Origin of the sequence: Rhizobium sp. 862_C5_N1_2, assembly GCF_051811205.1 — a bacterium.
GTDB lineage: Bacteria > Pseudomonadota > Alphaproteobacteria > Rhizobiales > Rhizobiaceae > Rhizobium > Rhizobium leguminosarum.
Genome location: NZ_JBPWPT010000001.1, coordinates 3,128,232 through 3,146,004, shown reverse-complemented (window position 1 = coordinate 3,146,004; position 17,773 = coordinate 3,128,232). Strand labels below are relative to the sequence as shown.

The 17,773-nt window shown below is 62.6% G+C and carries 15 protein-coding genes and 1 pseudogene; 6 read left to right on the top strand and 10 right to left on the bottom strand.

The genetic code is table 11. The features are described from left to right. The first annotated feature begins 221 nt into the window (after positions 1-221). The 3 genes from ACD590_RS15875 to leuA all read left to right on the top strand — a co-directional run bounded on the left by ACD590_RS15875 (position 222) and on the right by leuA (position 4,359). Positions 222-806 (top strand): ATP-dependent Clp protease proteolytic subunit, encoded by a 585-nt coding sequence (locus ACD590_RS15875; RefSeq protein WP_003561390.1) that lies wholly within the window; start codon positions 222-224, stop codon positions 804-806. A 142-nt stretch (positions 807-948) separates the two neighbouring features. Further along, positions 949-2,178: a benzoate/H(+) symporter BenE family transporter gene (locus ACD590_RS15870; protein WP_439003028.1), complete on the top strand. Its 1,230-nt coding sequence runs from the start codon at positions 949-951 to the stop codon at positions 2,176-2,178. Positions 2,179-2,607: 429 nt separating this feature from the next. After that, entirely contained in the window at positions 2,608-4,359 is a 1,752-nt protein-coding gene (gene leuA / locus ACD590_RS15865) for a 2-isopropylmalate synthase (protein ID WP_018446700.1), read from the top strand. 92 nt (positions 4,360-4,451) lie between these two features. On the opposite strand, the gene ACD590_RS15860 is transcribed toward leuA, so the two are convergent. After that, positions 4,452-4,961 (bottom strand): winged helix-turn-helix transcriptional regulator, encoded by a 510-nt coding sequence (locus ACD590_RS15860; RefSeq protein ID WP_028732927.1) that lies wholly within the window; start codon positions 4,959-4,961, stop codon positions 4,452-4,454. Positions 4,962-4,966: 5 nt separating this feature from the next. Between ACD590_RS15860 and ACD590_RS15855 the strand changes: the two are divergent. After that, a pseudogene (locus ACD590_RS15855) lies at positions 4,967-5,948 on the top strand (quinone oxidoreductase family protein). Positions 5,949-6,004: 56 nt separating this feature from the next. Here ACD590_RS15855 and ACD590_RS15850 read toward each other — a convergent pair. The 4 genes from ACD590_RS15850 to ACD590_RS15835 all read right to left on the bottom strand — a co-directional run bounded on the left by ACD590_RS15850 (position 6,005) and on the right by ACD590_RS15835 (position 9,177). Then, entirely contained in the window at positions 6,005-6,850 is an 846-nt protein-coding gene (locus ACD590_RS15850; protein ID WP_018243070.1) for an anti-sigma factor family protein, read from the bottom strand. Between the two features lie 2 nt (positions 6,851-6,852). Further along, positions 6,853-7,362, bottom strand: a complete 510-nt coding sequence (locus ACD590_RS15845) for an RNA polymerase sigma factor (protein ID WP_018243069.1) — start codon at positions 7,360-7,362, stop codon at positions 6,853-6,855. A 186-nt stretch (positions 7,363-7,548) separates the two neighbouring features. Next, positions 7,549-8,109, bottom strand: coding sequence for a tetratricopeptide repeat protein (locus tag ACD590_RS15840; protein ID WP_018243068.1), 561 nt, complete (start codon positions 8,107-8,109; stop codon positions 7,549-7,551). Positions 8,110-8,268: 159 nt separating this feature from the next. Further along, positions 8,269-9,177: a metallophosphoesterase family protein gene (locus ACD590_RS15835; RefSeq protein ID WP_032980518.1), complete on the bottom strand. Its 909-nt coding sequence runs from the start codon at positions 9,175-9,177 to the stop codon at positions 8,269-8,271. Between the two features lie 73 nt (positions 9,178-9,250). Between ACD590_RS15835 and ACD590_RS15830 the strand changes: the two genes are divergently transcribed. Beyond that, positions 9,251-9,727, top strand: coding sequence for an NUDIX domain-containing protein (locus tag ACD590_RS15830; protein WP_439003027.1), 477 nt, complete (start codon positions 9,251-9,253; stop codon positions 9,725-9,727). Between the two features lie 6 nt (positions 9,728-9,733). Here the strand turns inward: ACD590_RS15830 and ACD590_RS15825 are convergent, their stop codons facing one another. Next, positions 9,734-10,720 carry a glutathione S-transferase family protein gene (locus tag ACD590_RS15825; RefSeq protein ID WP_439003026.1) on the bottom strand — a complete coding sequence of 329 codons (987 nt, stop codon included), beginning with the start codon at positions 10,718-10,720 and terminating at the stop codon, positions 9,734-9,736. Positions 10,721-10,914: 194 nt separating this feature from the next. On the opposite strand from ACD590_RS15825, the gene ACD590_RS15820 reads away from it, so the two are divergent. Further along, complete coding sequence (locus ACD590_RS15820) at positions 10,915-11,478, top strand: GNAT family N-acetyltransferase (protein ID WP_183619199.1); 564 nt, start codon at positions 10,915-10,917, stop codon at positions 11,476-11,478. Between the two features lie 60 nt (positions 11,479-11,538). Here ACD590_RS15820 and ACD590_RS15815 read toward each other — a convergent pair whose 3' ends face one another. Genes ACD590_RS15815 through ACD590_RS15800 form a run of 4 tightly spaced genes read right to left on the bottom strand, consistent with a single transcriptional unit; the run spans position 11,539 to position 17,761 of the window. Next, positions 11,539-11,955, bottom strand: coding sequence for a GNAT family N-acetyltransferase (locus ACD590_RS15815; RefSeq protein ID WP_183619197.1), 417 nt, complete (start codon positions 11,953-11,955; stop codon positions 11,539-11,541). Positions 11,956-11,959: 4 nt separating this feature from the next. Further along, complete coding sequence (locus tag ACD590_RS15810) at positions 11,960-14,029, bottom strand: hypothetical protein (protein WP_247265075.1); 2,070 nt, start codon at positions 14,027-14,029, stop codon at positions 11,960-11,962. A 1-nt stretch (position 14,030) separates the two neighbouring features. Then, positions 14,031-16,844, bottom strand: coding sequence for a DUF4159 domain-containing protein (locus ACD590_RS15805; protein ID WP_427147885.1), 2,814 nt, complete (start codon positions 16,842-16,844; stop codon positions 14,031-14,033). Continuing rightward, positions 16,841-17,761, bottom strand: coding sequence for a DUF58 domain-containing protein (locus tag ACD590_RS15800; RefSeq protein ID WP_018243060.1), 921 nt, complete (start codon positions 17,759-17,761; stop codon positions 16,841-16,843). The genes ACD590_RS15805 and ACD590_RS15800 overlap by 4 nt, the downstream gene beginning before the upstream one ends. Positions 17,762-17,773: the final 12 nt, after the last annotated feature.

Here is a 17,773-nt window from a genome sequence, read left to right as displayed (position 1 = left end):
CCTAATGATCTGATGCGGCATTTGCCGCGTGAGGCTGAGGTAGGAACCGATTTAGGCTTTTCAAAGCCTTTCGCCGTTACAATTCAGTAAGGCTTGCAGAACGGCGCGCGGCTTCTTAAGGATATCTCCATCGCTTCGGTGCCTTGTGTTTTTCCCGCATTGTTTTAGGCATTGAGTCGCACTATGTGCGAGGAACCCGAATTCATCTCCAAGAGGTTCGAATGAACGACGAAGACCAGGACGACAAGACGAAGGAACTGCCGCTCGGCAAGGAAACGGAGGCGAATCTTTTCAAGTCGCGTTCGATCTTCATCTACGGACCGATCAATCAGGAATTGGCGCAGAAGGTCTGCTCGCAGCTTGTGGCGCTTGCTGCTGCCAGCGACGAGGACATCCGCATCTATGTCAATTCGCCCGGCGGCCACGTCGAATCCGGCGATTCCATTCATGACATGATCAAATTCATCAAGCCGAAGGTCTGGATGATCGGCACCGGTTGGGTCGCCTCCGCCGGCGCACTGATCTATGTCGCCACTCCGAAGGAGCGGCGCCTGTGCCTGCCGAACACGCGCTTCCTGCTGCATCAGCCCTCCGGCGGCACGCGCGGCATGGCATCCGACATCGAAATCCAGGCGCGCGAGATCATCAAGATGAACGAGCGTCTGAACAGGATCATGGCAGCGGCCACCGGCCAGCCGCTCGACAAGATCGACAAGGATACGGATCGCGACTACTGGCTTTCGGCCGAAGAGGCGAAGGAATATGGCCTCGTTTCACGGATCGTGACGTCGCAGGCCGATATCTGAGTTTTCTCAGCCAAAACTGCAAGAACCCGCCCTTGCCTGCCGATCGCAGGTGAGGGCGTTCTGTTTTCGGATAGTGCTAGCGGCAAGGTCTGAACGGAAAGCAATGAATCCGGACTTGCGCCTGCGGCAACCATCATGCTCCATGCGTCATTCGCGCAGCTCGAGTCCCGTCATGCTCAAAGATTTTTCCGTCCAAGCCCTGTTCATGGGGCTGCTGACCGCGTTCGTCGGTTCCGCCAGCTCCTTCGCAGTTGTGCTGCACGGGCTGCAGGCGGTCGGCGCTACGGATGTACAGGCGGCTTCCGGGCTGATGGCATTGTCGATTTCCATGGGCGTCTGCGCGATCGTGCTGAGTGCCGTGACCCGATTGCCGGTCAGCATCGCCTGGTCGACACCGGGTGCCGCACTGCTGGCAAGCACCGGGGCGGTCGAGGGCGGCTTCAATGCGGCGGTCGGGGCATTCCTGATCTGTGCTGCGCTGATTATCGTTGCCGGGCTGTTCAAGCCGCTCGGGCGGGCGGTTGCTGCCATTCCGGCACCACTCGCCAATGCCATGCTCGCCGGCGTGCTGATCGGCCTCTGCTTCGCGCCGGTGCAGGCGATCGGCTTCAATCCGCTGTTCGGCCTACCAATCGTCGTCGCCTGGATCGTCGTCGGCGCCTTCAAACGGCTTTGGGCGGTGCCGGCAGCACTCGCGGCGTTCGTGCTGGTGCTCGCCTTCGGCGTCGATATCCCTGACGATGCGCTCGGCTCGCTGGAACAATCACTGGTGCCGACGGTGGAGATCGTCCGGCCGGTGTTCAATCTTGCCGGCCTCATCTCGATCGCGCTGCCGCTCTTCATTGTCACCATGGCCTCGCAGAACATTCCGGGTATTGCGGTGCTGAAGGTCAACCACTACGATCCAAAGCCCGGTCCGCTCTTTGCCGTCACTGGCTTCTTCTCGCTGCTGTCGGCGCCGTTCGGCGGCCACGCGGTCAATCTGGCAGCGATCACCGCGGCAATGTGCGCCGGACAGGACGCCCATGCCGATCCGAAGCGGCGCTATTGGGCGTCACTGATCGCCGGCGTCGGTTATATCATTCTCGGGCTGCTCGCCGGCGCGGTGACGGCCTTCGTCGCGCTCGCGCCTTCGATCCTGATCGAGGCGGTAGCGGGGCTGGCGCTGGTCGGAGCCTTCTCGTCCTCGGCAATGTCGGCCTTCCAGGCGCCGGACTCGCGCGAGGCGGCGGCAATCACCTTCCTTGTCACCGCCTCCGGCGTTTCCTTCGGCGGCATTTCCGGTGCCTTCTGGGGCCTGATCGCGGGTGGGCTGATGCTGGCGCTGTCGCGGTTGGTGAAGATTTGGAAAGACCGAGATCAGTCGAGGTAACGGAAGGTCGTTGTGCTCTCCAAATGTTGGATTCTGGCGTTTTCAAGCAGCTCCGCCGGCAATAGCTGGGCAGTTCGTCGAATGTTGGCGGCGACCAAAAGCCGGCCAAGGACTTGCCAGCTTTACCGTCCGAGGCTATAAGCGCGGGCATGAAGACCACTGGCGCCAGAATTTCTGACACGATTGCACGCGGCCGCATCGCCCTGCGTGACAATACACGCGCCCTGACCTCGCTTCTTCTCCTCGGCCTTACGCGCGGTTGCCGGGTCCTTTGAGGAGCGCCCGGCGGCCGAAAGCCCGCCCGGCCATCGCTCCTCGCGACTCACTTTCAAAATTGACCTAACGACCGACAAGGTCCGCATTTGTTTATCGCCAAGCCCGACGTGATCGGCTAAGAGCGGGCAAATGCCGGGACGAGGAGACGATACGATGGACGCGAAGACGCAATCTTCCCAAAATAAGGTGGCCTCCACAAACAAGACGGCCCCCGCAAAAGGCATGCCCGACGCCGCGGTGAAATACCGGGCCTATCCGCAGGTGAACATTCCCGACCGCACATGGCCGACGAAGACCATTACCAAGGCACCGGTCTGGTGCTCGGTCGACCTGCGCGACGGCAACCAGGCGCTCGTCGACCCGATGGGCCACGATCGCAAGGCGCGCATGTTCCAACTGCTGATCGAGATGGGCTTCAAGGAAATCGAGATCGGGTTCCCCTCGGCTTCGCAGACCGATTTTGACTTTGCCCGCTGGTGCGTGGAGGAGGGCAATGTGCCCGACGACGTCTCCCTGCAGGTATTGGTACAGTGCCGCCCGGAACTCATCACCCGTACCTTCGAAGCACTGGAAGGCGCAAATCGGCCGATCGTGCACTTCTACAACTCCACCAGCGAGTTGCAGCGCCGCGTCGTCTTCGCCAAGGATGTGCAGGGGATCAAGCAGATCGCCGTCGATGCCGCCAAGATGATCACCGATATGGCCACGAAGGCCGGCGGCGGTTACCGTTTCGAATATTCGCCGGAGAGCTTTACCGGCACCGAACTCGATGTGGCGCTGGAGATCTGCAATGCCGTCATCGAGGTCGTCAAGCCGACGCCCGATAACAAGCTGATCATCAACCTGCCGTCCACCGTCGAGATGGCGACGCCGAACGTCTATGCCGACCAGATCGAATGGATGTGCCGCAACCTCGACAATCGCGAGAACCTGATCGTTTCCCTGCATCCGCATAACGATCGCGGCACCGGCATTGCCGCTGCCGAACTGGCGTTGCTGGCTGGTGCCGACCGCGTCGAAGGCACGCTGTTCGGCAATGGCGAGCGTACCGGCAATGTCGACATGGTGACGATGGCGCTGAACATGTTCACGCAAGGCGTCGATCCCGAGATCGACTGCTCGAATATCGAGCGCATCAAGGAAGTGTTCGAATATTCGAACCAGATGGCGATCGGCGAGCGTCATCCTTACGTCGGCGAGCTGGTCTACACGGCCTTCTCCGGCTCGCATCAGGATGCGATCAACAAGGGTATGAAGGCAGCACAGGTCGCCAATCATCCCGTGTGGGAAGTCCCGTACCTGCCGATCGATCCGCGTGATGTCGGTCGTTCCTACGAGGCGATCATCCGCATCAACTCGCAGTCCGGCAAGGGCGGCATCGCCTATATCCTGCAACAGGATTACGGGCTGAACCTGCCGCGCAACCTGCAGGTGGAATTCCGCGAGGATATCCAGCGCATCACCGACGTAGAGGGCAAAGAGCTTCCGTCCCGGCGCATCTATGACCGCTTCATCGAGCGCTACGTGACGCAGCCGGAAGGGCGCCTGCGCTTCGTCGACCATCACACCTATCCTGACACTGAGCACAAGGGCCAGCGGATCGTCGCAGCCGAGATCACCGACAATGGCGAGATCAAGCGCATCGAAGGGCGCGGCAACGGTCCGATCGACGGCTTCATCAATGCGCTGTCGCATTATCTCGGCATCGAGATGTCGGTCGAGGACTATTCCGAGCATTCGCTCCAGCATGGCTCGAACGCAGCGGCAATCTCCTACGTCGAGACTTCCTATCCCGGTGGCAAACTCTTCGGCGCCGGCATCAATACCAACATCGTCGCGGCGTCGCTGGAGGCGATCGTCTCGGCCGCCAACCGCGTGCTCGACGTGAAGGCTGGCAAGGCCTGATTTCGGAAGGTCTTAGGCCGCGATCGCACTACTGCATAATTCCTTAGATCGGAATCGATTCAAGGATAAAATTATGCAGCAATTCAAAAGTGTTACAGCGCCCTTTGCGCCTCTGAAAAGACGCGCGGCGCTGTAGCGCTGCGCGGCCTGACGATGCAGTCGGCGATTTCGTCGGCCTCGTCGCGCGCCTCGGCGTGCCGCTGACCCCAGTGGCAGAGCGCCAGCAACACCGGTTCGAGACCGAGACCGAGTTCGGTCGCGCTGTATTCGACGCGGGCGGGGACTTCGGCGAAGATCTGGCGGGCGACCAGCCCGTGCTCCTCCATCTCGCGCAGCTGCTGGATCAGCACCTTCTGGGTGATGGCGGGCATCATCCGCTTTAGCTCCGACAGACGCTTCGGGCCGGAGAAGACGTAATAGAGGATGACTGGCTTCCAGCGCCCCGAGATCACCTTCAGCGCGCGTTCGACCGGCAGTTCCGGCAGTCTTTTCATCGGCTCAGCCATGGTCACCTCCTGGTGGGTAGGGCACGAAAGAGTGTGTATTTTTACCTGATATCCTATTGCTAAACCTGCCCCACGCCAATCAGACGTGAGGTTCATCTGCCATGAAAGCCGTTCAATTCACTCGCTTCGGTGCGCCCGATGTCCTCGAGCTCGTGGAACTGCCGGTTCCCGAGCCGGGCCCGAGCGAGGTTCTCGTCCGCGTCCATGCGGCGGGTGTCAACTTCTTCGAGGTGTTGATTCGGGCCGACCGCTATGCCGCAACGCCTGACCTGCCGATGTTTCCCGGTGTCGAGGTCGCGGGTATAATCGAGCGAGCAGGGCCTGGTGCCGACCGCTCGCTGATTGGCACGCGGGTTGCCGTTCCTCTCTTTGCGATCGGGCGCGGTTCGGGCGGTTATGCCGAGTTCGTCGCGGTCGATGGCGGGGCGGTGGTGCCGCTGCCCGATGCGGTCTCCTTCGAGGCGGCTGCCGCGCTGATGGTGCAGGGGTTGACGGCGCTGCACCTCCTACGCCGCAGTCCCGTGAAAGGCAAAATCGTTCTCGTCAACGCAGCAGCCGGCGGTGTTGGTTCTCTGCTCCTGCAACTGGCGAGGCGCGACGGGGCGGGGATGGTGATCGCAGCGGCGAGCAGTGACGAGAAGCGGGCGCTTTCCCTATCTCTCGGCGCTGATCATGCGGCCGATTATACGGCGCCCGGTTGGCAGGAGGACGTCAAGAGGCTGACCGGAGGGGCCGGCGCGGATATCATCTATGAAACCGTCGGCGGCGCGGTTTCTAAGGCGGCGCTCGATGTGCTGGCGCCTTGCGGCGAGCTGGTGCTGGCGGCGATGGGGCGGGTTTGGGCTTGAGGCGGCCGATGTCGAGCACATGCTTGATGACAATCAGTCAATCAAGGGATTTTCGCTATTGCCGCTGCTGACGCCTGAGGGTGTGCGGGAGGATCTTGCCGCGCTCTTCGAGCTTGCCGCAGCGGGCGCCTTGACGGTTACCGACGGCGGTCGTTTCCCACTGCATCAAGCGGCGGAAGCGCATCGCGCCATCGAGGAGCGGAGGGCGGTCGGCAAGGTGGTGCTGGTGCCTTAAGTCAAAGAAGGCGAGCACGACGTCGTGCGAAACCGCTCGTCATCATGCTCCGGCAATCAGATCGCGGTGGCGATCTCCATGGCAAGCTGGCCGAGCGTTGCTTCGGCGGAAGGGCCGGCGAGCACGTAGGAGGTGCCGGCATTGTGCCAGGTCACGAGGCCGATCTCGTCCTTGATCGTTTCCTTGAAGTCGTCGGTCTCCGGCGGCTGCGCGTCCTTGCGGAAGCAAATGGAGATGATGTCGCCATCGGCATTCGAATAGACGAGCTGCCCGACAGGGCGGCTGTCGCCGAGGATGACGCGCGCGCCCTGGAAGGTCCAGGCTTCTGCGCTCAGATCCGGCACGCGGAAGGGCACGCCGATCGCGGTCGTCAGCCAACTGGAAATTTCCTCGGCCTGCGAGGCGGGCACTTCGACGAGATGGCGGGGCTGGCGGATCAGCAGGCGCTGATAGGCGGTGACGTCGCCGAGCCAGTCGTTGGTATTGGCCGGAGCCGGATTGGTGGTGGCCGTGGTGGCAATCTCGTCGGCATCCGGGGCGGTGCCGACGAAATAGCCGATACCGCAGCCGACGGCAAAGAGAATGAGGGCGGCGGCCAGCGCCTGCGGGCCGCTCGGCGCCAGTTTCACTTGCGGGCGCGTGGCACGCTGGGCGATCGACGTTTTCGGCGGTTGCGTGCTCTTGATGGAACGGACGAGGGCGAGCGGCACCGGCTCCTTCAGGATATCGTCCAGGCGGCGGCGGCCGAAATCAGCCCCGTGGCGCAGCTTCTCATGCAGCCGGCGCGCATTCTCGTCGCTTGCCAGACGCTGCTCCAGTTCGTGCCGCTGTTCGGGCGAGACTTCGCCATCGAGAAGGGCGGTGAGCTGGGCTTCGAGCGGCAGTTTCCTAAGATCGAGCAAATTCAGAACCTGTGGATCGGGTGGGTGCCGGCAAGCCCGGCAAATTGCAGCCTTGCGGTGGCGAGTTGCGAGACGACGTTTGCCACCGGAATGCCCATGATGTCGGCCGCCTGCTGGTAGCTGTGGCCTTCGACGTCGACAAGCAGGAACATGCTGGAAACGCCATCCGGCATATCGGAAATCATGTGATGGATGGTGTCGGGATCGACCGCGGCCGAGCGTTCACGCGCGGCCTCGCGAATATCGGTGACGTTGCCGCGGACGGAAGCCTTAGGCTTGCGCTTGCGGTTGTCGTCGGTCCATTGCTGGCGGGCAAGCGTGTAGATCCAGCTTTCCAGCCGGCCTTCGCCGCTCCATTGATGACCTTTGGCGATGGCGCGCTGACAGACGGACTGAACGAGTTCATCGGCCACAGCAACCTCACCCGCGAGCGTGATCGCGAAGCGGCGGAGGCGGGGCAGGAGGCCGACGAGATCACGCCGGAGATCGATGGTCGTTGCGGGCTGACGCATTGTCTATCCAAGAAGCATTCACAATGGTTTCGCGGTCGAAGGGTTCACCCTCGGCGCGAAGCCGACATGGTTGGCGCCGGCGATACATGTGCTTTATGAAACAAGTCTCCTGCACTTCGCAAGCATCCGGTCGTCTTCATCCCTCTTTCCCAAGGGATTTTCGTATTGTGGCCCGCAAAGCTTGCGTCAATATGTCTTGTAGCCGTTCAAGCTTTGCAGCAGAGCGCGATAGGCCCAGGTGCCTTCGCCGCCGCGATCACGGATTTCGACCAGCTGGACGCGGGCGCCCTGGATATCTCCCTGTTCCACCAGCGCCATGCCCATGTAGGAGCGAGCGAGGATGTAATTCTCATCCGCCTGCAGCGCCTTGCGGTAGTAGGACATGCCGAGCTCCATGCGGCCGGCCTTGCGGTTGGCGTAGCCGAGATAGTTCAGGATGCGCGGGTCGTTCTGGTTGCGGGCGAGATTGAGCACGGTGATGGCGTTGTCATACTGGCCGGCATAGGCAAACTCGCGGGCGAACTTATAGAGATCGTCGTCGTTGAAGCTGCTCTTCTTCGGGTTGACACATTCCTTCTTGGCCTTGTCCCAGACCTTGCCGCCGGTGCAGGTCTTGGTCGTCTGGGTCTTCGGCGGCGGATTGGTGTCATCGTTGTTGTCGCCGACCGCGAAAGCGGCCGTGGCGAAGCCGAAGGCAAAGCCGGCGGCGAGCGAAAGTCTGGACAGGTGACGGAAAGAAGAAGTCATCGGCACGCTCCGTTCTCAGGCAATGCAGTTGCTCGAATTGTACGCTTACCACTAAAAATACCAAGAGGGTAAGCAACCTCCACGGCAAATGTTGCAGCGGTGGCCGGATCTCCTCGCTGATCGATTCAAGTGCTGCATAAATAGAGTCCGGACCCGGCGCTAAGGTGCGAAAATATTGGCACTTTCCGGCATCACCGCGTCGCCGGCCCTGTTGAGGCTGAAGCGCTCGCCGCTGAGCTCCCAGGCGCCGGGAGAGCCGTCGATGGAGAAGAGGTTGTAGGCGGCGGGCGGCTTGATGCTGCCCGGTCCCTGCGAGGCTGACGCGATGCCGACGACCGGCACTGGCTGCACCTGGCCGCGCAGCCAATGAAGCGTGTTCAGGTGCGTATGGCCGTGTAGCACGAGTTCGGCGCCGCCCGTCGAAATCACGGCAGCGAAGCGGCGGATGCCGATCATCCGTTTGTAGAAGGCCGTGGCGCCGCGGATCGGCGGGTGATGGATCATGACGACGCGGAAGAGACCGGCTTCGCCAGCCGCACGCAGTATGTTGACAGTATCGCGGGCCTGTCGCGCGCCGAAAAAGCCAGACGCGGCGAAAGGAGGGGTGGCGACCGCCGTCGAACAGCCGACAATCGCGACTTTGCCGCGGACGCGCAGATAGGGGAAGATATGGCGGTCGTCCTGCCATTGCGGCGGGGCCAGATCGCCGCGGACATAGTCGTACCAGGCGCGCATCGACTTCTCATAGGCGCCTGGCACATAGGCGTCATGATTGCCGGGAACGACTGACGTGTTCGCGGGATCGCCGAGCGCGCGCAGCCATGCAGCGGCAGCGCGGATCTCAATGCCGCTCGCCAGATTGACGAGGTCGCCGGTGACGGCCACGTGATCGGTCTGATGGGCGCGGATGTCGTCGAGCAGCAGATCCAACGTGCTGCCGAAAAGGTGCTTGCGTCGATTTCGATGCCAGTTCACAAAGCCTGTTATGCGTTTTGAAAACAGCTCCTGAATGGAAAGACTGGGCAACGGCCCAAGGTGGACGTCGGAGATATGCGCGAGCTTGAACATGTTACGAGACATAGACCAGCTTATTGACAAATCAAACACATCGGGCGCGATGAAGAGCTGAAACGGAGCGATAGTGGATAAAGAGAACAGGCCCCTCTACACGAGGCTGGCGTTGCGCCTGCTGCATGTCTATTTCAGTTTCGTCCGCAGCATGACCGTGGGCGTGCGGGCCGCCTGTTTCGATGAAGATGGACGCATCTTTCTCGTGCGCCACAGCTATATCGGCGGCTGGCATATGCCGGGCGGCGGGCTGGAGCGCAACGAGACGGTCGAGGAAGCGCTTGTCAAGGAATTGCGCGAGGAGGGCAACCTTAGGATCATCGGCAAGCCGCAGCTGATCCAGGTCTATTTCAATACCACGACGACAAGGCGCGACCATGTCGTCTTCTACCGGGCGACCGTCGAGCAGACGGCGCCGCGACCGCCGGACTGGGAGATATCCGACAGTGGCTTCTTTTCCCTCGACAGCTTGCCCGAGGGCACGACCAAGGCGACGCATCGCCGCCTCGCCGAGCTTCGGGGCGAGCAGGAGCCCGATCACCGGTGGTAAGAAGTATCAGGCGGCATTTAGCCTGGCGCGGCCATGCGGGCTGTCGAGATCGAGCGCCGGACCGACGGGGACGATGCCGGTCGGATTGATCGTCTTGTGGCTGCGGTAATAATGCTGCTTGATGTGGTACAGGTTCACCGTCTCGGCCACGCCTGCCGTCTGGTAGAGGTCCCTGAGATAGCCGGGCAGGTTGCGGTAATCGGCGATGCGGCGGATGTTGCACTTGAAATGGCCGACATAGACGGGGTCGAAGCGCACCAGCGTGGTGAATAGGCGCCAGTCGGCCTCGGTCAATCTGTTGCCGAAGAGGTAGCGGCCCTTGCCGAGGCGTTCGTCGAGCGTGTCGAGTGCTTCGAACAGCTTGCCGACATTTTCCTCATAGGCTTCCTGGGTGGTGGCAAAGCCCGCTTTGTAGACGCCGTTGTTGACGGTGTCGTAGACGGTGGCGTTCAGTGCATCGATGTCGGCCCGAAGGTCCTCGGGATAGAAATCAGCCGTCGAGCCGGTCAGCCCGTCGAAGGCGCTGTTGAACATGCGGATGATCTCGGCGGATTCGTTGCTGACCATCGTGCCGGTCTTCTTGTCCCAGAGCACGGGAACGGTGACGCGGCCGGAATAGTGCGGATCGGCCCTGACATAGATCTGCCAAAGCGCGGACGCTCCGAAGAGGTGATCGCCGGTGGCGCCATCGCCGACCTTAAATTCCCAGCCGTTCTCGACCATCAGCGGATCGACGACGGAGACCGAGATCAGCTCTTCGAGCTTCTTTAGCTTGCGGAAGATCAGCGTGCGATGCGCCCAGGGACAGGCGAGCGAGACATAAAGATGGTAACGCTCGGCCTCGGCCTTGAAGCCGCCGCTGCCGGAAGGGCCGGCCTCACCGTCTGATGTCACCCAGTTGCGGAACTGCGAGGGCTGCCGCCTGAAATGGCCCTTGCTCTCCTTCGTGTCGTACCAGGCGTCATGCCAAACGCCGTCCACCAGCATTCCCATGGTCTACATTCCCTTGATTGCGTGTTGGAATGGAAGATATCGCAGATGGCAGGGCTTTACAGGCGGCAAAGACTGAACAGTGCGTCACGTCGTGCATTTTGCGTTGGACGGCGGAAATTTTTCCTGCTATCGGCCTTTTCACGATTTTCGGACCCCTGCTTGATGTTCATTTCCAGAAACCTGCGACGACGCTGATGCTCCCGAACGCCCAAGGCGTGTTCGAGACCCATCAATCTGTCCATCCGGTTTCTGTCATCATGTACAAGCACGATCTCGTCTACCTCACTGAAGACGCGTCCCATGACGCCGCCATCGAACACATCAACGAAGAAGCCTTCGGTCCAGGCCGCTTCACGCGCGCTGCCGCGCGCATCCGTGAGCAGGGACCGCATGACCTGTCGCTTTCCTTCATCTGCACCGATAACGGCGAGACGATAGCCTCCGTGCGCATGACGCCGGTACTGGCCGGTACAGTGAAGGGCCATCTGCTCGGCCCGCTCGCCGTCCGTCCCTCTCACAAGAACAAGGGCATCGGCCGGGAACTGGTGCGGATCGCAGTGGAGGCGGCAAGTCGCAAGGGCTCGGAAGCTGTCATCCTCGTCGGCGACCCGCCTTATTACGGACCGCTCGGCTTCGAGAAGGTCTCCTACAACGCGCTTTCTTTTCCAGGCCCGGTCGATCCCCGTCGTGTGCTCGTCGTTCCGATCGCCGAGGGCGTGCACGAGCGGCTGAAAGGCACGATCGCCTGGCGCGAATGATTTAGAGCGCCGTGCGCGGACGCACAAAGGACCTCTAACTCTTTCGATCCTCGCATCCTGCTAGAGGCTTTTCCGGAGGAAGCTGCGCGTGCGACCTTCCGGGAAATCCTTGAGCTCTCCGAAAATCTCATAACCCTGACGCAGATAGACGCGCAGAGCCTGAGGGCTGAACGTGTCGATCCAGGCGCCGCGGCACCCTCGCGCCCTGGCCTCTTCTTCCGCCTTTGCGAGGATATTGCCTGATATACCGGTGCCGCGCAGTGTATCGGGAATATAGAGCATCTGGGTGAAGAGCCAGCCCCAGGCGGTAAAGCCGGAAAGACCGCCCGTCACCTTTCCGTCGGTGTCGCGGATGAGGACCGCAAGCGGCCGGCGATTCGAGGGGCCGACATCGCTGTTGTTGAAGGCCGAGAGCGCATCGGTGATCGCCGCCAGTTCCTCCGGCGAGGGCGAAGCGGTGAGCTCGAATTCCGGCATGAGATTACCGCCCTTCGCGCCACCACATGGCGCCGAAGGCGAGAAGCAGGATGCCGACGCCAGCGAACCCGGCAAAGAGCGGCAGTGTGTTGATGCCCTTCAAGACCGTCTCGCTGGTCATGCGGATCATCATGCGATCGTTGTCGGAGACGCGAACCTGGCCGCGCACCGGCAGGATCGGCGGGACGGAGATCGCGCCATTTGCATTGGAAACGCGGGCGACGAGACCCTTGCTTCTGTCGGCGACCGGCTGCAGCACCTCGGTTGTCGAGATCATCGCCTTGAATTCCGGCGCGTCGACGGCGCCGATATGGACAAGCGTCGACAGCTTGCCGTTGCGGATTTCGAAGAGGCCGATCTCGTCCATCCTCTTCTCGGCCTTGTAGAGGCCCGGTTCGGACTGGGTGAGCGGCAGGGTTTCGGTCTTGCCGGAGGGATAACGCACGGTGGCGTTGCCGGGATTGTCCCCGATCGTCTGGCGCGTGACCTCAAGGGTCCGGCCGGAGGCGCGCGCCGTCAGCGCTTCTTCCTCGAGCGCCGGCTCCTTCATCAGCCAATGGGCGATACGGCGATAGAGCGAAACGTTCGGACCGCCGCCTTCGAAGCCGCGCGCCCAGAGCCAGCCCTGATCGGAAAGCAGCATGGCGACGCGGCCCTGGCCGGCGCGGTTCAGCACCAGCAGCGGGTGGTTGTCGGCGCCGAGCATGATCGTCTCGCCCTGCGGCCGGTCGACATCGACGCTGCGGAACCATCGGCCCCAATGCGGCGGCTCCTCGCCCGAACCATCAAGGCCGCGCGTGACGGGATGTTTGCGGCCTTCCTCGGAGAGGCGGGGATAGAAGGCCTTTTCGATCATCTCTCCGGTGGGCGTTGCTGGCAGGACCGAGGAGAGTGGCGTCAGTGCAATGGAATCGGGGCCGGCGTGCTCGGGGCCGGCGGCGATCAGCAGCGCGCCGCCATTGTCGACATATTGCGCGATGTAATCGTAATAGAGCAGCGGCAGCACGCCGCGGTGCTGGTAGCGATCGAAGATGATCAGGTCGAAATCCTTGATCTTGTCGACGAAGAGTTCACGCGTCGGGAAGGCGATCAGCGACAGCTCGTTGATCGGCGTGCCGTCCTGCTTTTCCGGAGGACGCAGGATGGTGAAGTGGACGAGATCGACCGACGCATCGGATTTCAGCAGGTTGCGCCAGGCGCGCTCACCGGCATGCGGCTCACCGGAGACAAGCAGGACGCGGAGATTCTGGCGGATGCCGTCGATGACGTGGACGGCACGGTTGTTGGCGGTGGTGACTTCGCCAGGAAGTGCTGCGACCGAGAATTCGAGCACATTGCTGCCGCCACCCGGCACCTTGAAGGAGAAGGGCGTATCCTGCCCTGGTGTCGCCTGCAGGGTGGCGATCTCGTCACCATTCAGCTTCACCGTGACATCGGCCGCGCCGCCCGGGCTCGGGCCGTCGTCGAAGACGCGCAAGATCACCTGCTGCTCCTCGTTGACGATGCCGAAGCGCGGCCCCTTGATGACTTCGATGCGGCGATCGAATTCGTTGGCCTTGCCGGTTACGAGGCCATGGATCGGCGCGTCGAAACCGAGCGCCTGATTGGCGGCCGGAACATCATGGACCTCACCGTCGGTCAGCATGATTGCGCCGCCGATACGGGCGGGCGGGACATCGGCGATGTTGGCCGACAGCGCGTCGAACAGGCGCGTGGACGGCACGTCGGAATTGACGTCGCCTTCGACATCGACGAAGCGGGGCTCAATCTGGGGGAAGCGGGCGAGCTGTCCCTTCAAGGCCGCAAGCGCATCGTCGGTCATCTTGACGCGATCGGGCGTCTGCTGGCTCTGGCTTCGATCGACAAGAACCGGGACGATCGTCGACAACTGATCCCGGTCTTCCTGCAGGAGCACAGGATTGGCAAGGGCGGTCAGCATGGCGAGTGCTGCCAGCGTTCTGATCCAGGCGCCGCGAATGCCGCGCCAGATCGCGAAGGCGGCGATAACAGCGCTGACGACGGCAAGTGCAGCCAGAACCGACCAGGGCAGGAAGGGCGAAAAGTCGAACGTCATCTCATTGTCCTAACCGTTCGAGGAGGTCGGGAACATGGACCTGGTCGGTCTTGTAGTTGCCGGTCAGCATATACATCATGATGTTGACGCCGGAACGGTAGGCATATTCGCGCTGCGTTTCATCCGACGGCACGGTCGGCAGTATCGGTACGCCGTTGTCGTCGATCGCCCAGGCGCCGGCGAAATCATTGCCGGTGATCAGGATCGGCGAAACGCCGTCGGCCGTTGCCGCCGATTTTTCGCTCGGCCCCTGACCACCCTGCCGGGACTCAATCCAGAGGGGGCTGCCGGTATAACGACCGGGAAAGCTCGACAGGAGATAGAAGGATTTCGTCAGCACATGGTCTGATGGTACCGGTTCGAGCGGCGGAATGTCGAGATTGGCGAGGATTGCCTGCAGCCTCTCACCGTTAGCGCTGACATTGCCGCCATTGTCCAATGCGCTGATCTGATCGCGCGTATCGAAAAGCACGGTGCCGCCGTTGCGCATATAGGCGTCGATACGGCTGATCGCCGCGGTCGACGGCATCGGCGCCGTTGCCGAAACCGGCCAGTAGATGATCGGATAGAAAGAGAGCTCGTCTTTGGTGAGGTCGATGCCCACGGGCGGTGCCGGCTCCAGCGTCGTGCGGAAAGTCAGGAACTGGGTGAGTCCCTCAAGACCGCGCTCGGAAATATTGTCCACGTCCTGTTCACCGGTGACGACATAGGCGAGGTGCGTGTTATCAAGCCTCTGCAAGATGAGGTCGTCACCGGGCTGGGAGTCGTCGGCGTGAAGCGTGCCGGGCTGCATGAGAAAGCCGGCGCCGACGGCGACTGCGATCATCGCTGCGGTGCGGACGGCCGGGCGCAATCGCGAGAACGCGCCATTCATGAAGAGGACGATCAGGCTATCGGCCAGTAGCAGCAGAAAGGCTGCGAGAAAGAGTGCGGGTTTTGCCGACCAGCTTTCGCCGCCGATCAGGCCTTCGCGCACGGCATTGGTCCCTGCCGTGTCGAGCGGCGTCAGTTCGGCGTTCTCGGGCAGCACGTTCAGGGAGGTGAAACCGTCCTCGGAACCGTAGAGCCCGGGCGGATTGTCGAAATTCGCCGTCGGTTCGGCTCCGGCCTGCGGGATGAGCGGCCGCGCCGAACCCGTCTCGGAGACCAGCGTGCCCTTGGCCGTCAGCATGCGGAATGGCGGCAGGGTTTCGGAGACACGCGCATTGCCGCGCGCCTCCGACGTCACGCCGCCCGAGCGCGATATCTGCAGGAGGTGACGCAGCATGTCGACGAAAGTGCCTGAGATCGGCAGATCGGACCAGGTTGCTTCCGCGGTGACATGAAACAGGACGATCTGGCCGGATGCGATCTGCTTCATCGTGACGAGCGGCGTGCCGTCAGCCAGGCTAGCCCAGGTGCGTTCGGCAAGATCGGGCGTCGGTTCGGCAAGCACCTGCCGCTTGACGACGACATCGGCAGGGCGCGCTATGCCGGCAAAAGGCCCGAAACTCGGAAATTCGGCAAGCGACTGCGGCTCGCTCCAAGACAATGTGCCGCCCAGCGCCCGTTCTCCCTGGCGCAGGATGACAGGGATCAGCGGATCGTCTGCGGGAGCCGCCGCCATGCGCGGGCCGGCAAAACGCAGGAGCATGCCGCCATTCGATATCCAGCGCGTCAGAGGTTCGTAGGTCTCCTCCGGCAGCCGGCCGATATCGGCCATGATGATGATGGAGGGATTGTTGGCGAGAAGTTTTGGTATCGCGACCGAGAGATCGGAATCGGCGGGCTGGATCAGATCCGCATAGGGCTGCAGTGCCCGCTGGATATAATAGAGCGGCGAGAGCAGCGGCTGGAACTCATCCCCTCCTTCGCCCGACAGCAAGACGACACGGCGACGCTTGAACGCGTCGTCGAGAAGATGGACGGCGCCGGCCGTCGCGCCATTGTCGACGCTGACGCGCGCGAAATCGTTGCGCATCTCGAAGGGTGCTGTGATCGAACTTGTCGCAACACTCTGGCCGGGGCGGAAATCCACCCTGCCATTGGCAATCGAGCGACCCTGGCTATCGACGGCGTTCAGCGCCACGGATGCGGCCTGCGAGGTGTTGAGTCGAGTGACCTTGACGGCCATGGCATCAGCCGCATTGTTGGCCGCGGTGATCGCGACCGTCCTTGCGGCATCGCCCTCAATCAGGCGCAGATCAGCGGGCTGGAGTTCGGCCAGCCTGCGCACCGTCGTGTCGTCGGCCTTGGCGGCGGCACCGTCGGTCAGGAAGGCGAGGGTGCCGGGCTTTATGCCGTTCAGGGCGGCGCGCAGCGCCTGGAAGGCGCGCTCACGGTCCGGTACCAGCGGTCGCGGCTCGGCAGCGCGCAGCTTGTCGCGAGCGGCAGCGGCGGTGCCGGGCACGGCGTCGTTGGTCGGATCGGCGGTGAAAGCGATAGACACGGGTGTGCCGGCGGATTCGGCATCGTCTATCAACGCGTCGGCGGTCTGGATGCGGCGCTCCCAGTCGGGTGCCGCCGCCCAGCTGTTATCGACGAAGAGGACGAGCGGGCCACCTGATGCGAGCGAACTGGTGCGCGGATTGAAAACCGGATCGGCGATCGCAAGGATGATGGTGGCGGCGAGCAGCATGCGCAGCAGCGTCAGCCACCAAGGGCTTTGCGCCGGCGTCTCCTCGCGCTTCAACACCAAGGCCAGGATCTTCAGCGGCGGGAAGACCTCGGTCTTCGGACGTGGCGGCGTCAGCCGCAGCAGCCACCAGATGACCGGCAAGGCAACGAGCGCGCCGAGAATGGCGGGATAGGCGAAAGCGAAGGGAAGGGCGCTCATAGCTGCCCTCCATGCGTTGCCTTGGCCGGCATGCCGGACAGATACATGTGCACCGCGACCAGTGCTTCCGAAGCAAGATGATCGGTGCGATGGGTCGCGAAGGTCCAGCCGAGATGGCGCAGCGACTGTCCGAGGCTGTCCCTGCGGGCGAGGTAGGCGTTGCGATAGGCCTCGCGGATGTGTTCGGCGCGGCCGGAAACGAGCCTGGCGCCGCTCTCCGGATCGGTGAATTCGGTGCGGCCGCTATAGGGGAATATCTCTTCGGCGGGGTCTGATATCTCGACCACGTGGCCACGCAGGCCGCGGCGGGCGAGCGGGCCGAGCCGTTCCATGATTGCCGGCGCATCGTCGAGGAAATCGCCGATAAGGACGAGGTCGCTCCAGCCGCGGATCATCGCCGTTTCCGGCAGGCCGCCCGTCAGCGGCGTGTGCATGAGCGCGGCTGCGAGGCGTTCGGCGGCGTTGCGGGCGGAGGCGGGTTCCATGATGCCGGGGCAGCCGATGCGCTCGCCGGAGCGGGCGAGGATTTCGGCAAGCGCCAGCATGATGACCAGCGCGCGGCTTTCCTTGGACACGTTGCCATAGCTCGACTTGTACATCATCGAGGGCGACATGTCGCACCAGAGCCAGATCGTGTGCGCCGCCTCCCATTCGCGCTCGCGCACATAGGTGTGGTCGTCGCGGGCGGAGCGGCGCCAATCGATGCGCGACAGGCTCTCGCCCTCGGCATAGGGACGGAACTGCCAGAAATTCTCTCCGATGCCGCGCTTGCGGCGACCATGCCAGCCGGCGATCACTGTGTTGGCGATGCGCTTGGCTTCCACCAGGCAGTCCGGCACCAGGGCGGCCCGCTGCCTGGCGCGAGAAAGGGCATCGCTGCCGGGTGTCGGATTGACGATCTGTCCGATAGATGCCACGCGTCCGGCTTC

Excerpts from the sequence above, each read along its gene's own strand:
- ACD590_RS15805 (WP_427147885.1), bottom strand. The coding sequence starts at position 16,844 with ATGAGCGCCCTTCCCTTCGCTTTCGCCTATCCCGCCATTCTCGGCGCG.
- ACD590_RS15870 (WP_439003028.1), top strand. The coding sequence starts at position 949 with ATGCGTCATTCGCGCAGCTCGAGTCCCGTCATGCTCAAAGATTTTTCC.
- ACD590_RS15820 (WP_183619199.1), top strand. The coding sequence starts at position 10,915 with ATGCTCCCGAACGCCCAAGGCGTGTTCGAGACCCATCAATCTGTCCAT.
- ACD590_RS15860 (WP_028732927.1), bottom strand. The coding sequence starts at position 4,961 with ATGAACCTCACGTCTGATTGGCGTGGGGCAGGTTTAGCAATAGGATAT.
- leuA (WP_018446700.1), top strand. The coding sequence starts at position 2,608 with ATGGACGCGAAGACGCAATCTTCCCAAAATAAGGTGGCCTCCACAAAC.
- ACD590_RS15875 (WP_003561390.1), top strand. The coding sequence starts at position 222 with ATGAACGACGAAGACCAGGACGACAAGACGAAGGAACTGCCGCTCGGC.
- ACD590_RS15845 (WP_018243069.1), bottom strand. The coding sequence starts at position 7,362 with ATGCGTCAGCCCGCAACGACCATCGATCTCCGGCGTGATCTCGTCGGC.
- ACD590_RS15815 (WP_183619197.1), bottom strand. The coding sequence starts at position 11,955 with ATGCCGGAATTCGAGCTCACCGCTTCGCCCTCGCCGGAGGAACTGGCG.
- ACD590_RS15810 (WP_247265075.1), bottom strand. The coding sequence starts at position 14,029 with ATGACGTTCGACTTTTCGCCCTTCCTGCCCTGGTCGGTTCTGGCTGCA.
- ACD590_RS15835 (WP_032980518.1), bottom strand. The coding sequence starts at position 9,177 with ATGTTCAAGCTCGCGCATATCTCCGACGTCCACCTTGGGCCGTTGCCC.
- ACD590_RS15840 (WP_018243068.1), bottom strand. The coding sequence starts at position 8,109 with ATGACTTCTTCTTTCCGTCACCTGTCCAGACTTTCGCTCGCCGCCGGC.
- ACD590_RS15825 (WP_439003026.1), bottom strand. The coding sequence starts at position 10,720 with ATGGGAATGCTGGTGGACGGCGTTTGGCATGACGCCTGGTACGACACG.